This is a genomic window from Sphingomonas sp. 1F27F7B (assembly GCF_005503355.1).
In the GTDB taxonomy this organism is placed as follows: Bacteria; Pseudomonadota; Alphaproteobacteria; order Sphingomonadales; family Sphingomonadaceae; genus Sphingomonas.
This window is the reverse complement of sequence record NZ_SCMK01000002.1, coordinates 15,809-29,684: the sequence shown is the minus strand read 5'-3', so window position 1 is coordinate 29,684 and position 13,876 is coordinate 15,809. Positions and strand designations below refer to the sequence as shown.

Sequence of the window (13,876 nt, the reverse complement as noted above, 5' to 3'; positions counted from 1 at the left end):
CGACGATACCGCGTAGAAACCCTGGGGCCCCGCCTGCGCGGGGAGGACGGTTATCGGACCATCCCTGTTTCGAGGGGATAGGCGCCAGACAAGTTCAGGGTGAGGCTTGCCGGCAGGAGCCGGCGACGTGCGCCCATGGCACGAGATCCTGGCTTTCGCCGGGATGGCGGGTGACGCTAAAGCGCCACCCCATGATCGCCGACTGGCATTTCTATGCGCTCGCGGTGCCCGCGGTGATTCTGCTCGGCCTGTCCAAGGGCGGGTTTGCCGGTATGGGCGCCCTCTCGCTCCCCCTGCTCGCCCTGGCGATCGATCCGGTGCGCGCCGCCGCGATCACGCTGCCGATCCTGATCGCGCAGGACGTGGTGGGGGTCTGGGCCTTTCGCCGCACGGTCGACTGGCGGCTGCTGGGCTGGATGCTGCCCGGCTCGATGCTCGGCATCGCGCTCGGCTATTGGTTCGCGGCGAGCGTTTCCTCCGCCGCGGTGATGGCGATGGTCGGGGCGATCTCGATCCTGTTCGGCGCCTATCGGCTCCGGGGCGCCCGCCATGCCGCGCCGCGCGACCGCGCGCGCTGGCCCGATTGGATCGGGTCGCTGTTCGGTATCGCCTCGGGCTTCACCAGCCAGATCGCCCATGCCGGCCAGCCGCCCTTCCAGCTCTGGGTGCTGCCGCGGAACCTGCCGCGCGACATGCTGGTCGGCACCACCGCACTCTTCTTCGCCGCGACCAACTGGATCAAGGTGCCTGCCTATTGGGCGCTCGGCCAGTTCACGGCGGCCAACGTCATGACGTCGGCCGCGCTGCTGCCGCTGGCGCTGGTCTCCACCGTGGCCGGGGTGTGGCTGGTGCGGCGCGTCGATGCGGCGCGCTTCTACACCGCGATCCATGTGCTGATGATCCTGGTCGGCACCGCGCTCGTCGCCGAGGCGACGCTCTAGGTTTTCGCCGAGGCGGCGCTTTAGGCTTTCAATGTAGGATTTCGCGTGCTGCGGTCGTCGCCATGACCTGCGCTGCGCCTTTCGCCCGTTTCACGCGGCGGCGCGGCGCGAGCGGCAAAGTGAAGGAATGTCGGTCGACTCCCTTCACTTTGCCGGGTTCGGGATCAGTCGAACAGCGAGGAGACCGAGCTCTCGTCGGCGATCCGCTTGATCGCCTCGGCGAGCAGGGGCGCGATCGTCAGGTGACGGATCTTGCTGCTTTCGGCGATCACAGCGTGATTGCCGATCGAGTCGGTGATCACGAGCTCGGCCAGCGCCGATCCGTCGACGCGGGCGACGGCGCCGCCGGAGAGCACGCCGTGCGTGCAATAGGCGACCACGTCCTCGGCGCCCGATGCCTTCAGCGCGGCGGCGGCGTTGCACAGCGTGCCCGCCGAATCGACGATGTCGTCGATCAGGATGCAGAAGCGTCCCTCGACATTGCCGATGATGTTCATCACTTCCGATTCGCCCGGGCGCTCGCGGCGCTTGTCGACGATGGCGAGCGGGGCGTTGTCGAGCCGCTTGGCCAGCGCGCGGGCGCGGACCACGCCGCCCACGTCGGGCGAGACGACCATCCATTGCTTGCCCGGGAAGCGGCTGTGGATGTCGGCGCTCATCACCGGGGCGGCGAAGAGATTGTCGGTCGGGATGTCGAAGAAGCCCTGGATCTGCCCGGCGTGCAGGTCGACCGAGAGGACGCGGTCGGCGCCTGCGGTTGTGACGAGGTTGGCGACCAGCTTGGCCGAGATCGGGGTGCGCGGGCCGGGCTTCCGGTCCTGGCGGGCATAGCCGAAATAGGGAAGCACCGCGGTGATCCGCCGCGCCGATGCGCGCTTCAGCGCATCGATCATGATCAGCATTTCCATCAGATTGTCGTTCGCGGGGAACGACGTCGACTGCATCACGAACACGTCCTCGCCGCGGACATTCTCGAGGATCTCGACGAAGATCTCCTCGTCGGCGAAGCGGCGGACGTTCGCCTGGGTCAACGGGATCTCGAGATACTCGGCGATCGCCTTGGCGAGCGGCAGGTTCGAATTGCCGGCCATCAATTTCATCGAAAGTCTCCCGCGTTCGCTCGTGGCCCCCTTTGTCAGCCGATTCCCGGCGGGGCAAGCCGGGGAGTTGGCTTATACACGGCAAATCCGCCGGTGGCGCATGCCTGGTGGCGGGGCTAAGGGCAGCGGATGACCGTCATCACCCGTTTCGCGCCGAGCCCCACGGGCACGCTCCATGTCGGCAATATCCGCACCGCGCTCCACAACTGGATGTTCGCGCAAGGCCAGGGCGGCCGTTTCCTGCTGCGTATCGACGACACCGATGGCGAGCGTTCGGAAGAGCGCTTCGTCGAGGCGATCCGTGCCGATCTCGCCTGGCTGGGGCTGAACCCCGATGGCGAGGAGCGCCAGTCCGCCCGCTTCGGCCGCTACGAGGCGCGTTTCGAGGAATTGAAGGCCGCCGGCCGCGTCTATCCGGCATATGAGTCCGCGCAGGAACTCGATCTCAAGCGCAAGGTGCTGCTCGGCCGCGGCCTGCCCCCGGTCTATGACCGGGCCGCGCTGGCGCTGAGCGACGCCGACAGGGCAAGGCTGGAAGCCGAGGGTGTCCGCCCGCACTGGCGCTTCAGGCTCGATCATGACGCCATGATCGAATGGGACGATCTGGTCCGTGGGCCCCAGCGCTTCGATCCGAAGACGATGAGCGACCCGGTGGTTCGCCGCGCCGACGGCTCCTGGCTCTATCTGCTCCCCTCGGTGATCGACGATGTCGACATGGCCGTCTCGCATGTCGTGCGCGGCGAGGACCATGTCTCGAACACCGCGACTCAGCTCCAGATGTTCGCGGCGCTCGGCGCCGCCGCGCCGCGGTTCGCGCACGAGGCGCTGCTCACCGGCGCCGAGGGCAAGCTTTCCAAGCGGCTGGGCTCGCTCGGCATCGCCCATTTCCGGGAAGCGGGCATCGAGCCCCAGGCGCTGATCGCGCTGCTCGCCCGGCTTGGCACCAGCGATCCCGTCGAACCGTTCGTCGATCCGGCGCCGCTGATCGAGCGCTTCGACTTCGCGCGCTTCGGCCGCGCGCCGGCGCGCTTCGACGAGGAGGAACTGGCCCAGCTCAATGCCCGCATCGTTCACCAGCTCGGCTTTGCGGCAGCGAAGAGCCGCTTGCCTGCCGGCATGACCGAGGCCGGCTGGGAAGCGATCCGCCCCAATCTGTCGACCGTCGCCGAGGCGGCGGGCTGGTGGCAGGTGGTCGAGGGACCGGTCTCCGCGACGATTCCGGAAGAGGATCGCGCCTTCCTCGCCCTGGCCGCCGGGATCGCCAGGGACATCGACTGGTCGAACCCCTGGCCCGAACTCACCGGCGCGCTCAAGGCGGCGACCGGGCGCAAGGGCCGCGCGCTCTTTCTCCCCCTGCGACTCGCCCTTACCGGCCGCGAGCACGGGCCGGACATGGGCGCCCTGCTTCCGCTGATCGGCAAGGAAAATGCCCTGGCGCGCCTGGAGAGCGCATGATCGACAAAGCATTTGCGCCGGATATGTAATGATGTATCATCGCTTTTGCCGGCCTGGACCGGCGTTGGAGATGGAGTGCAACGCCATGTATGCCGAACATCGCTACCAGCCCCAGCAATCGCGCGCCGTCAGCATCGGGGCGTCGCTGCTCATCAGCGGGGCGATCATCACCGGGATGATCTACTCGGCGCCGAACATCATCAAACACATCGCGCCGACCTTCGAGGCGAGGCAGATCCCGCTCGATCCGGTGCCGCCGGAGATCAAGCCGGTCGAGAAACCCAAGATCAAGGCGGAGACGCGAACCCAGCCGCAGATCACTGCGCCCGATCCGGTCCTGAAGACCGACAGCATCGTGACGCTGAAGACCACGCCGGATATCCCGCCGGTGCAGCCGGACATCGCCAAGCCGGTCGAGTCTGGCCCGCCGGTCACGGTCGATCCGCCCAGGCCGGTCTCGTCCCTGATCGGCGCGAAGCGCGATCCGCGCTATGCCGACGCCTTCCAGCCGAACTATCCGGCTTCGGAACTGCGCGCCCAGCGCGACGGGCGCGTCTCGGTCCGGGTGCTGGTCGGCGCCGATGGTCGGGTCAAGTCAGTCGAGCAGGTCAGCGCCACCAGCCCCGCCTTCTTCGAGGCGACCAGGCAGCAGGCGCTGTCCAAATGGCGGTTCAAGCCGGCGACGCGCGGCGGCGTGGCCGAGGAGAGCTGGATGACGCTCAGCGTCACCTTCCAGATCAAGGACCAGTAACGGAACGTCCTTGATGGAGCGCGGGGGCTGGCTCTCGGGCCTCCGCGCTCCTATCTTCGGCGGCGAGATGAGCTACCTTCAGAGATTCAACCCCCTGCGCGCATTCGGCGACCTGCGGCGCTGGCTTGCCACCCGCAAGCCCTATGAGCTGTGGTTCATGATGCTGGCCATGGCGGTCACGCTGGTGATCCTGTGGATGTTCGTGAAGGATTCGAACGTCGCCACGCCCTACAAGCGCGACATCATCTATGTGCAGCAATGGCGGCTCGATCGCAGCGACGCGGACATCAAGGCACAGCAGGCCAAGGACCTGCCCGAGGAGATGAAGCGCAAGGCGGCGATCGAGGCGGCGCAGAAGAAGCGCCAGGCCGAATTCAAGAAATATGACGATTGGCTGACCAGCCACGGCTTCTGAGCGATGCGCGCCGGATGGGCGCCGCGCTCGCGCTGGCCGAGCGCGGGCGGGGGCGGACCGCGCCCAATCCCAATGTCGGCTGCGTGCTCGTGCGGGACGGCAAGGTGGTCGGCCGCGGCTGGACGCAGCCCGGGGGCCGCCCGCATGCCGAGGCGATGGCGCTCGCTCAGGCGGGGGAGAAGTCGCGCGGCGCGACTTGCTACGCCACGCTCGAGCCTTGCGCACATGAGTCCCCGCGCGGCCCGGCCTGTTCCGGCCTGCTGGTCGCAGCCGGCGTCGCCCGGGTGGTGATCGCGCTCGGCGATCCCGATCCCCGGACCAATGGAGCGGGAGCCGCCCGCCTGCGCGCCGCGGGGATCGAAGTGACCGAAGGCGTTCGTGCCGAGGATGCGCGTCGCGCGATGGCCGGCTTCCTGACCCGGCTCGCAAGGCATCGTCCTTTCGTCACGCTCAAGCTCGCGACTTCGCTCGATGGCCGGATCGCGCTGGCTTCCGGCGAAAGCCGGTGGATCACCGGCGAAGGGGCCCGCGCCCATACGCATCTGGAACGCAGCCGGCACGAGGCGATCCTGGTCGGCCGCCGGACGATGGAGATCGATCGGCCCCGGCTCGACGTTCGCCTGCCCGGGCTGGAGGCGCGTTCTCCCCGCCGCCTGATGCTCTCCTCGACCGGCACGCTCGCCCGCCCCGAGGATATCGCTGCGCTCGAGGGCGTCGATCATCTCTTCGTCGAGGGGGGCGCCGAGACTGCCGCGGCCTTTCTCCGCGCCGATCTGGTCGACCGGCTGCTGCTCTATCGCGCGCCGATCCTGGTCGGCGCAGGCATGGCGGCGCTCGGCGATATCGGGCTGGCCCGGCTGGGGGATGCGCATGGCCGCTGGCGGCTCATCGACAGCCGCATGCTTGGCAGTGACAGGATGGAGGTCTACGAGGCCGCCTCATGAGGAAAAATGGTTTCCGGTTTTCCGCCCGCACACGGCACAGCAAGGACTCCTGATGTTCACGGGAATCGTCACTGATATCGGCACGGTCGAGGCGACGGAGAAGCAGGGCGACCTGCACGTCCGCGTCTCCACCGCCTATGAAATCGCGGGGATCGACCTCGGCGCGTCGATCTCCTGCTCTGGCATCTGCCTGACGGTGGTCGACAAGGGCGTTGGAGGCGGAGGCGTCGGAGAGGGGGGCGCCGGCTGGGTCGCCTTCGACGTCTCGGGCGAGACGATCAGCCGCACCGCGCCCGGCATGTGGGCCTCGGGCCGCAAGCTCAATCTCGAGCGCGCGCTGCGCCTGGGCGACGAGCTGGGCGGGCATATCGTCACCGGGCATGTCGACGGCATCGGCAGCGTCAAGTCGATCGAGGAGGTCGGCGGCTCGCATCATGTCGTGATCGCCGCGGGCCCCGAATTGGCGCCGTATATCGCGCCCAAGGGCTCGATCACCATCGACGGCATCTCGCTCACCGTCAATTCGGTGCACGATACCGATGCCGGCGTCGAATTCGACGTCAACATCATTCCCCACACCGCTTCCGTCACTACATTCGGGACATTGGAAGCCGGGCAGGCCGTCAATCTCGAGATCGACGTGCTCGCCCGCTATCTGCAGCGCATGGAGTCCCTTCGTGGCAAAGCCTGAACGAGCCAATGAACTTGGGCGGTTGAAGCACGCTTTCCTTTCCTCGCCCGAGGAGCTGATCGACGAGGCCCGCAACGGCCGGATGGTGATCCTGGTCGATGACGAGGATCGCGAGAACGAAGGCGACCTCGTCATCCCCGCCCAGATGGCGACGCCCGACGCAGTCAACTTCATGGCGCGCTTCGGGCGTGGGCTGATCTGCCTAGCGCTCACTGCCGAGCGCGGGCGTCAGCTTCAGCTCGAGCCGATGGCGCGCGTGAACGGCACGCCGCTCGGCACGGCGTTCACGGTCTCGATCGAAGCGAAGGAAGGCATTTCGACCGGCATTTCCGCCGCCGACCGCGCGCGCACCGTGGCGGTGGCGATCGACGCGGCCAACGGTCCCGACGCGATCACGTCGCCCGGCCATGTCTTCCCGCTGATCGCGCGCGACGGCGGCGTCCTCGTCCGCACCGGCCATACCGAGGCGGCGGTGGACCTGGCGCGGCTCGCCGGGCTCAACCCGTCGGGCGTGATCTGCGAGATCATGAAGGACGACGGGACGATGGCCCGTCTCGACGATCTCATCGCCTTTGCCCAGTTCCACAATCTGAAGCTCGGCACGATCCGCGACCTGATCGCCTATCGCCGGCGCTACGATCATCTCGTCGAGAAGCGGGCCGAGACGCGCTTCGAGAGCGAATGGGGCGGCGAGTGGACCGCGATGACCTTCTGGAACAAGGCCACCGGGAGCGAGCAGGTCGCGTTGGTGAAGGGCAGGATCGATCCGGCCAGGCCCACGCTGGTGCGCATGCACGCGCTCTCGCCCTTTTCCGACATTTTCGGCGAAGGCGGCGCGCGTGGCGGGCTGCTGCGCCGCTCGATGGAAATCATCGCCGAGGAAGGCGCGGGCGTGGTCGTGGTGATCAACAAGCCGCGACCCGACCAGTTCAGCGTCGCGCTCCAGGCCCGCGAAGGCAAGCTGGAGGCCAAGGACATGGACGAGCTGCGCGATTACGGCGTCGGCGCGACGATCCTCACCGAACTCGGCGTACAGGACATGATCCTGCTTACCAACACCCATCACACGCTGGTCGGGCTCGACGGCTATGGCCTGTCGATCGTCGGCGAGCGGCCCATCGATACCGGAGAATGACTTGGCACGTGTCCTGATCGTCGAAGCGCGCTTCTACGCGCATCTGAATGACTTGCTGCTCGATGGCGCCCGTGCCGCGATCGAGGCCGCGGGCCATGCCCACGAGACCGTCACCGTCCCCGGCGCGCTCGAGATTCCGGGCGCGGTGGCGATGGCCGCCGAGACCGGCCGCTACGATGCGTTCGTGGCGCTCGGCGTGGTGATCCGCGGCGAGACCTATCATTTCGAAGTCGTCTCGAACGAAAGCGCGCGCGGCCTGATGGCGCTGGCGATGGATTCGCTGCCGATCGGCAACGGCATCCTCACGGTCGAAAACGAGGCGCAGGCGCTCACCCGCGCCAGGCCGGACGAGAAGGACAAGGGCGGCGAGGCCGCCAAGACCGCGCTGGCGATGCTCGCGCTCAAGGGCAGGTTCGGCTGATCCCATGGACATGCCCCCGACCCGCTACCGCGTAGTGGAGCAGGGGCGCCGGCTCGTCGTGATCGACACGCTGGCGGGCGGGCCGGTCCGCCCGGTTCCCGGCGCCCCGGAAATGCCGGGCGAGCGGCGGCGGCGCATGGAAGCGCCGCGCCCGCGGGATCGGGTCGCGCCGCGGCTCCGGAAACCCGAGCCGCGCGGCCCTCATGCAAATGGGGACGGGCTGGGCTTCACCACCGCGCGCTGGTTCGACGATGAAGGCCCGCGCACGATCCGCATCGACCAGGAGGGTCAGGGCCAGATCGCCATCGTCGCCGCGATCCTGCTGGTGGTGGCGATCGTCTGCATCGCGATCATCGGCTGGCCGGTCATGTTCGTGCTGGGCTTTCTCGCGCTCAATCCCAAGACGCGTGGCGGCCTCCGCACCGCCGCCACCACCTGGCTCACCGCGCTGAACGCGGACGAAGGCTAGGTTGGGGACTCATTCAGCTAACTCCGTCATCCCCGCGCAGGCGGGGATCCAGGGTAGCAGGGGATACCGGCGCCATCATGCGAACGCTGTCCGAAGAGGGCAGGACGTGCCGCGCCCGCTCCACGCATAACTCTGGATCCCCGCCTGCGCGGGGATGACGAAGGAACATCAGATATTTGTTTGGGTTCACTGCCTAGGCCGCCGCCGGATAGTCGGTATAGCCCTCGGCCCCGCCGATATAGAACAGGTCCTCGCGCTGCGGATTGAGCGGCAGTCCCTCGCGCAGCCGCCGTGGCAGGTCCGGATTGGCTAGGAAGGTGCGGCCATAGGCGATCGCATCGGCCTCGCCCGCATCCAGCGCGGCCTGGGCGTCGTCGAAGCGATAGTCCGCATTGAGCACGAGCGGGCGCTTGAACACCTTGCGCATCACCGGATGCACCGGCGGATGATCGGGCAACCCGCGGGTGCCGCCCGGGCGCGGCTCGCGCATCTCGAGAAAGGCGATGCCGATCTCGTCGAGCGTCGCCGCCGCCGCCTCGAACAGCGCATGCGGGCTGCTGTCGTTGACACCCTGCACTTCGCCGTTGGGGGAAAGCCGCACGGCGGTGCGGTCACCGCCGACCGTGTCGACCACCCGCTGCGTCACTTCGCGCAGCAGCCGCACCCGGTTGGCCACCGAGCCGCCATAATCGTCGTCGCGGAAGTTGGCATTGTCGCGCAGGAACTGGTCGATCAGATAGCCGTTCGCGGCGTGGATCTGCACGCCGTCAAAGCCTGCGCGGATCGCATTGCGGGCGGCGATGGCATAGTCGTCCAGGATGCCGGGGATCTCGTCGGTGTGCAGCACTCGCGCCGCGCCATAGGGGCGCTTGATCTCGCCGCTCTCCTCCGCCGGATAGGTGCGGACGGTGCCCGGCGCAGTGGTGGCGGAAGCCGAGACGGGCTGCGCACCGTCCAGGAAATCGGAATGGACCAGCCGGCCCATGTGCCAGAGTTGCGCGACGATGCGCCCGCCGGCCTGGTGCACCGCTTCCACGATCGGCTTCCAGGCGTCGGTCTGCGCGTCGCTCCACAGGCCGGGCGCATAGGCCCAGCCCAGGCCCTGCCGGCTGATGCCGGTGGCCTCGGAGATGATCAGCCCGGCGCTTGCCCGCTGCGCATAATATTCGGCCATGATCGGCGTCGGCACGTGCGCGCGCGTTGCGCGACCGCGCGTCAGCGGGGCCATCAGCATGCGGTTCGGCGCGGGGATCGCGCCCAGCTGGATTGGATCGAACAGGCTCGGCATCGTCGCGAACTCCTAACGACTGTGACGGCGGCCAAATAGGTGGCTAAGGGGGCGCATGCATCGGCCCGGGTCCCCAAGAAAAGCTACCGCACCGCAGATCGGCTCTGCGTTGCCGATTGCGGCGCTGCTCACCGGCAACGTCGCGCTTGCCTTCGGGCCGTGGTTCGTGCGGCTGGCCGATGTCGGGCCGGTGGCGGCAGGTTTCTGGCGGATCGCGCTTGCCGCGCCGATCCTGGTCGCGCTGGCCTTTGCCGGGCAGAGACGTCCCTTCGCGCCGGCGCGCGGGCTGTGGCTGCCGATCGCGCTCGGCGGCATCGCCTTTGCCGCGGACCTGGCGAGTTGGCATGTCGGCATCCTCCAGACCACGCTGGCCAATGCGACGCTGTTCGGCAACTCGGCAACGCTGATGTACCCGATCTACGGCTTCCTCGTCGCGCGCATGTGGCCGACGCAGACCCAGGGAATCGCGCTGGCGCTCGCGGCGGCCGGGGCCGGGCTGCTGCTCGGCCGCTCCTACCAGCTTTCGCCCGAGCACCTGGTCGGCGACTTGCTGTGCCTGCTCGCGGGCACGCTCTACACCGTCTATTTCGTGCTGATGAGCAAGGTGCGCGAAGCGATGGCGCCGCTCCCCGCGCTCGCGCTCTCCACGCTCGCCAGTCTGCTCCCCCTCCTGCTCGCGGCGCTGTTGTTCGGCGAGAAATTCTGGCCGGAACATTGGGGTATCCTGATCGGCCTGGCCCTGGCGAGCCAGGTGATCGGGCAGGGGCTGATGATCTATGCGATCGGCCATCTCTCGCCCCTCGTCGTCGGCATCGCCCTGCTCACGCAGCCGATCGTCGCGGGCGCGGTGGGCTGGATCGTCTATGGCGAGCGGCTCGGCCTCGCCGATTTCATCGGCGCGGTGCTGGTCGCGATCGCGCTGGTGCTGGTGCGCGGCGGCGGCGCGCGGGTTGCGCCGGAAGCTGAGGGGGCTAAACCGGCATGATGGACCTGAAGGACGCGACTCTCGACGAACTGCGCGCCGCGCTCGCGCCGGAAGTGGCGGCCAATGCGGCGTTCGACGGCTGGAACAACCGCGCGCTCGATGCGGCGGCCGACGGCCTCGGTGTCGATCGCGACGTCGCCCGCCTCGCCTTCACCGACGGGCCCGTGGCGATGATCGATGCCTGGTTCGCCGCGATCGATGCCGCGATGCTCGCCCGCTTCACGCCGCAGCAGCTTGGCGGCATGAAGATCCGCGCGCGCATCACGGCGCTGGTCGAGGCGCGGCTCGAGCTTGCCGCCCCGCACCGCGAGGCACTGCGCCGCGCGCTTGCCATTCTCGCCATGCCGCAGAACGCGGCGCGGGGGGCCAGGCTCGGCTGGCGCGCCGCGGACGCGATGTGGCGCGCCGCCGGCGACACGGCGACCGACTACAACCATTATTCCAAGCGCATGACGCTCGGCGCCGTCTATGCCGCGACGATCGCGGTGTTCCTCGACGACGAGAGCGAAGGCCATGCCGATACGCGCGCCTTTCTCGCCCGCCGGATCGAGAACATCATGCAGTTCGAGCGCGCCAAGGCGAAGTGGCTGACGCCGCCCGAGCATCGCTTCAGCCTCTCCCGCTTCGTCGGCCGGCTGCGCTACCCCGCGGTCTGAGCGCGGACGCTCGCAATCACCGACCATCCCCCGGTTCCGGGGAGTATCGCGCCGTGCCCGATGCCCGTGAACTTCCTGTCCGGCACAGGGCCGGAATGGCGGAGAGGGGAAGGGCGGGACATATCCCACTGGCGCCAGCCTTCCGCAATTGATAATGACTCGCAGCATGAATGCCCCCGCTGCGATTCCTGTGCCCGTACCGCTCGCCAGCCTGCCCCGCCACAAGCCCGCTGCCGTCGCCACGATCGACTGGAGCAAGCTGAGCGAGCCCGAGGGCCGGCGCCTGCGCGAGCTGGGGCTGGACGAGGGCGTCGAGGTGGAGCTGCTCCACAAGTCGGGCCTGCTTGGAGGTGGGCCGATCGCCTGCCGCATCGGCCGGATGATCGTGGCGCTGCGGCGTCACGTCGCTTCGGCGATACATGTCAGCCCGCGGCCATGAACGCGGCGCCGCTGGTTGCGCTCGTCGGCAATCCCAATGCCGGCAAGAGCGCCCTGTTCAACGCGCTGACCGGCGCGCGGCAGAAGGTCGGCAATTATCCGGGCGTCACCGTCGAGCGTCATGCCGGCCGGCTGTCGCTGCCCGATGGCCGCCCGGTCGAGCTGCTCGATCTGCCGGGCACCTACAGCCTCGACCCCTCCTCGCCCGATGAGGCGGTGACGCGCGACGTGCTGTTCGGCAAGCAGGCAGGCGAGAAGCTGCCCGATGCGATCATCGTGGTGGTCGATGCCACCAATCTCGACAATCACCTGCGCTTCACGCTCCAGCTGGCCGCGCTGGGCCTGCCGATGGTGGTCGCGCTCAACATGGTCGACATGGCCGAGCGCGACGGCCTGATCCTCGATGCCGAGGCGCTGGAGCGCGAGCTCGGCGTGCCCGTGGTCGCCACCGTCGCGGTGCGCAAGCGCGGGATCGACATGCTCAAGGAGCGGCTGGGCGAGGCGGTCAGGGGCAGCCACAGGCTGCGCGAGGGCGCCGGCGTCCAGCACGACATCGTTCTCCTCCAGCGCCGCGCCCGCCAGATCGCCGCGGCGGTCACCGTCTCGGAGACGGCGGCGCGCCGCTGGACGCACCGGATCGACGCCGTCGTGCTCCACCCGGTCGCCGGCCCGATCATCCTGCTCGCGCTGATGTTCGTCATGTTCCAGTCGGTCTTCGCCTGGGCCGAGGCGCCGATGGGCTGGATCGAGGCGGGCATGGCATGGATCGAGAGCGCCGTCGCCGGCGCGCTGCCCGATGGTTTCCTGCGCGACTTCCTGGTCCAGGGCCTGATTGCCGGCGTCGGCGCGGTCGTGGTCTTCCTGCCGCAGATCCTGATCCTGTTCGCCTTCATCCTGGTGCTGGAGGCGACCGGCTACATGGTGCGCGCGGCGATGCTGATGGACCGGGTGATGGCCGGCGTCGGCCTTTCCGGCCGGGCCTTCATCCCGCTGCTCTCCAGCTTCGCCTGCGCCGTGCCAGGCATCATGGCGACGCGCACCATCGCCGACGACAAGGATCGGCTCACCACCATCCTGATCGCGCCGCTGATGACCTGCTCGGCGCGCCTGCCGGTTTATGCGATCATCATCGGTGCGCTGATTCCCGATCGTGCCGTGCTCCCCGGCATCGGGCTGCAGGGACTGGTGCTGTTCGGGCTCTACATCCTTGGCATCGCCGGGGCCTTCTGCGCGGCGCTGCTGCTCCGCCGCACGGTGACCAAGGGCGCGACTTCGGGTTTCATGATGGAGATGCCCAAATATCAGCTGCCCCGCCTGCGCGACATCGCGCTCGGCCTGTGGCAGCGCGCGGAGATCTTCCTGAAGCGGGCCGGCACCACCATCGCCGCCACGGTGGCGATCCTGTGGGTGCTCGCCACTTTCCCCCAGGCGCCGGCGGGCGTGAAGCAGAGCGAATATTCCATCGCCGGCCGCATCGCGAGCGGGATCGAAATGGTGGTGAAGCCGATCGGCTTCAACCACGACATTTCGCTGGCGCTGCTTCCGGCGATGGCCGCGCGCGAGGCGGCGGTGGCGGCGATCGGCACCGTCTATGCCGTCGACAATCCCGAGGATGCCAAGGGTGAGGCGACGATCACCGAGAATCTGCGCAAGCGCTGGAGCCTGCCGACCGCGCTCGCCTTCCTGATGTGGTTCGTCTTCGCCCCCCAGTGCATCTCGACGATCGCGGTGACGCGGCGCGAGACCAATGGCTGGAAATGGCCGATGTTCATGATCGGCTATCTCTTCACGCTCGCCTATGTCGCGGCCGGGCTCACCTATTGGAGCGCGGTGGCGCTGGGGCTCTAGGCGCGGTACGCGAATTTCCCATGGCCGTCCCCGTCGGGCATCGCCGGCCTTGCAATGCAGGACTTCGTCCGTTGTCCTCTCCCCCTGGAGGAGAGGCGGAATGGCCGGGTCAGTCGCGTCGGGCGTCGTCCAATGTCCTGGCGATCCGCGCCTTTTCGGCGGCATCGGCCTGCTTCTCGGCCTTGGTCCGGCCGAAGCGCGCGCGATTTTCGTCGGCGCGGGCGGACTTGTCCACACGTGCCTTGGCTTTCCGCGCCCGGTTCAGGTTGATGATCTCGGCCAAGGATAGTACCCCATTCGTTCACGGGCGGAGTGCAGCACGCATTGCCGCCGATACGA

16 protein-coding genes are annotated in these 13,876 nt (G+C 68.4%); 13 read left to right on the top strand and 3 right to left on the bottom strand.

Features of this window, described 5'->3' with window-relative positions:
• The first annotated feature begins 191 nt into the window (after positions 1 to 191).
• Entirely contained in the window at positions 192 to 941 is a 750-nt protein-coding gene (locus tag FFS08_RS01840; protein WP_137862876.1) for a sulfite exporter TauE/SafE family protein, read from the top strand.
• A 164-nt stretch (positions 942 to 1,105) separates the two neighbouring features.
• Here the strand turns inward: FFS08_RS01840 and FFS08_RS01835 are convergent, their stop codons facing one another.
• Positions 1,106 to 2,041, bottom strand: coding sequence for a ribose-phosphate pyrophosphokinase (locus FFS08_RS01835; protein WP_086127735.1), 936 nt, complete (start codon positions 2,039 to 2,041; stop codon positions 1,106 to 1,108).
• A 129-nt stretch (positions 2,042 to 2,170) separates the two neighbouring features.
• Between FFS08_RS01835 and FFS08_RS01830 the strand changes: the two genes are divergently transcribed.
• The 8 genes from FFS08_RS01830 (at position 2,171) to FFS08_RS01795 (ending at position 8,322) form a co-directional block, all read left to right on the top strand.
• Complete coding sequence (locus FFS08_RS01830) at positions 2,171 to 3,496, top strand: glutamate--tRNA ligase (protein WP_137862877.1); 1,326 nt, start codon at positions 2,171 to 2,173, stop codon at positions 3,494 to 3,496.
• A gap of 85 nt (positions 3,497 to 3,581) precedes the next feature.
• The gene (locus tag FFS08_RS01825; protein ID WP_137862878.1) at positions 3,582 to 4,247 is read left to right on the top strand and encodes an energy transducer TonB; all 666 of its coding nucleotides are present in this window, start codon (positions 3,582 to 3,584) and stop codon (positions 4,245 to 4,247) included.
• 67 nt (positions 4,248 to 4,314) lie between these two features.
• Positions 4,315 to 4,662, top strand: a complete 348-nt coding sequence (locus tag FFS08_RS01820; RefSeq protein WP_137862879.1) for a hypothetical protein — start codon at positions 4,315 to 4,317, stop codon at positions 4,660 to 4,662.
• Between the two features lie 14 nt (positions 4,663 to 4,676).
• Entirely contained in the window at positions 4,677 to 5,606 is a 930-nt protein-coding gene (gene ribD, locus FFS08_RS01815; RefSeq protein ID WP_137862913.1) for a bifunctional diaminohydroxyphosphoribosylaminopyrimidine deaminase/5-amino-6-(5-phosphoribosylamino)uracil reductase RibD, read from the top strand.
• Between the two features lie 52 nt (positions 5,607 to 5,658).
• Entirely contained in the window at positions 5,659 to 6,297 is a 639-nt protein-coding gene (locus FFS08_RS01810) for a riboflavin synthase (RefSeq protein WP_137862880.1), read from the top strand.
• Between the two features lie 22 nt (positions 6,298 to 6,319).
• Positions 6,320 to 7,432: a 3,4-dihydroxy-2-butanone-4-phosphate synthase gene (gene ribB, locus FFS08_RS01805; RefSeq protein WP_283214628.1), complete on the top strand. Its 1,113-nt coding sequence runs from the start codon at positions 6,320 to 6,322 to the stop codon at positions 7,430 to 7,432.
• Position 7,433: 1 nt separating this feature from the next.
• A complete protein-coding gene (gene ribH, locus FFS08_RS01800) occupies positions 7,434 to 7,853 on the top strand; it encodes a 6,7-dimethyl-8-ribityllumazine synthase (RefSeq protein ID WP_137862881.1) in 420 nt (139 codons plus the stop codon).
• 4 nt (positions 7,854 to 7,857) lie between these two features.
• Complete coding sequence (locus tag FFS08_RS01795; RefSeq protein ID WP_137862882.1) at positions 7,858 to 8,322, top strand: hypothetical protein; 465 nt, start codon at positions 7,858 to 7,860, stop codon at positions 8,320 to 8,322.
• A gap of 193 nt (positions 8,323 to 8,515) precedes the next feature.
• Here the strand turns inward: FFS08_RS01795 and FFS08_RS01790 are convergent, their stop codons facing one another.
• A complete protein-coding gene (locus tag FFS08_RS01790) occupies positions 8,516 to 9,610 on the bottom strand; it encodes an alkene reductase (protein ID WP_137862883.1) in 1,095 nt (364 codons plus the stop codon).
• Between the two features lie 55 nt (positions 9,611 to 9,665).
• Between FFS08_RS01790 and FFS08_RS01785 the strand changes: the two genes are divergently transcribed.
• The 4 genes from FFS08_RS01785 to feoB all read left to right on the top strand — a co-directional run bounded on the left by FFS08_RS01785 (position 9,666) and on the right by feoB (position 13,537).
• On the top strand, positions 9,666 to 10,595 hold the full coding sequence (locus FFS08_RS01785) for a DMT family transporter (RefSeq protein WP_137862884.1): 930 nt from the start codon (positions 9,666 to 9,668) through the stop codon (positions 10,593 to 10,595).
• Positions 10,592 to 11,251 (top strand): COQ9 family protein, encoded by a 660-nt coding sequence (locus FFS08_RS01780; RefSeq protein ID WP_502701993.1) that lies wholly within the window; start codon positions 10,592 to 10,594, stop codon positions 11,249 to 11,251. The genes FFS08_RS01785 and FFS08_RS01780 overlap by 4 nt, the downstream gene beginning before the upstream one ends.
• A gap of 166 nt (positions 11,252 to 11,417) precedes the next feature.
• A complete protein-coding gene (locus FFS08_RS01775) occupies positions 11,418 to 11,690 on the top strand; it encodes a FeoA family protein (protein WP_137862885.1) in 273 nt (90 codons plus the stop codon).
• The gene (gene feoB, locus FFS08_RS01770) at positions 11,687 to 13,537 is read left to right on the top strand and encodes a ferrous iron transporter B (RefSeq protein WP_137862886.1); all 1,851 of its coding nucleotides are present in this window, start codon (positions 11,687 to 11,689) and stop codon (positions 13,535 to 13,537) included. The genes FFS08_RS01775 and feoB overlap by 4 nt, the downstream gene beginning before the upstream one ends.
• A gap of 109 nt (positions 13,538 to 13,646) precedes the next feature.
• Here feoB and FFS08_RS01765 read toward each other — a convergent pair whose 3' ends face one another.
• Complete coding sequence (locus FFS08_RS01765) at positions 13,647 to 13,820, bottom strand: DUF4169 family protein (protein WP_137862887.1); 174 nt, start codon at positions 13,818 to 13,820, stop codon at positions 13,647 to 13,649.
• Positions 13,821 to 13,876: the final 56 nt, after the last annotated feature.

Bases quoted from the DNA above. Each gene is read 5' to 3' on its own strand.
- FFS08_RS01840 (WP_137862876.1), top strand. From the start codon at position 192: ATGATCGCCGACTGGCATTTCTATGCGCTCGCGGTGCCCGCGGTGATT.
- FFS08_RS01835 (WP_086127735.1), bottom strand. From the start codon at position 2,041: ATGAAATTGATGGCCGGCAATTCGAACCTGCCGCTCGCCAAGGCGATC.
- FFS08_RS01830 (WP_137862877.1), top strand. From the start codon at position 2,171: ATGACCGTCATCACCCGTTTCGCGCCGAGCCCCACGGGCACGCTCCAT.
- FFS08_RS01825 (WP_137862878.1), top strand. From the start codon at position 3,582: ATGTATGCCGAACATCGCTACCAGCCCCAGCAATCGCGCGCCGTCAGC.
- FFS08_RS01820 (WP_137862879.1), top strand. From the start codon at position 4,315: ATGAGCTACCTTCAGAGATTCAACCCCCTGCGCGCATTCGGCGACCTG.
- ribD (WP_137862913.1), top strand. From the start codon at position 4,677: ATGGGCGCCGCGCTCGCGCTGGCCGAGCGCGGGCGGGGGCGGACCGCG.
- FFS08_RS01810 (WP_137862880.1), top strand. From the start codon at position 5,659: ATGTTCACGGGAATCGTCACTGATATCGGCACGGTCGAGGCGACGGAG.
- FFS08_RS01795 (WP_137862882.1), top strand. From the start codon at position 7,858: ATGGACATGCCCCCGACCCGCTACCGCGTAGTGGAGCAGGGGCGCCGG.
- FFS08_RS01790 (WP_137862883.1), bottom strand. From the start codon at position 9,610: ATGCCGAGCCTGTTCGATCCAATCCAGCTGGGCGCGATCCCCGCGCCG.
- FFS08_RS01785 (WP_137862884.1), top strand. From the start codon at position 9,666: ATGCATCGGCCCGGGTCCCCAAGAAAAGCTACCGCACCGCAGATCGGC.
- FFS08_RS01780 (WP_502701993.1), top strand. From the start codon at position 10,592: ATGATGGACCTGAAGGACGCGACTCTCGACGAACTGCGCGCCGCGCTC.
- FFS08_RS01775 (WP_137862885.1), top strand. From the start codon at position 11,418: ATGAATGCCCCCGCTGCGATTCCTGTGCCCGTACCGCTCGCCAGCCTG.
- feoB (WP_137862886.1), top strand. From the start codon at position 11,687: ATGAACGCGGCGCCGCTGGTTGCGCTCGTCGGCAATCCCAATGCCGGC.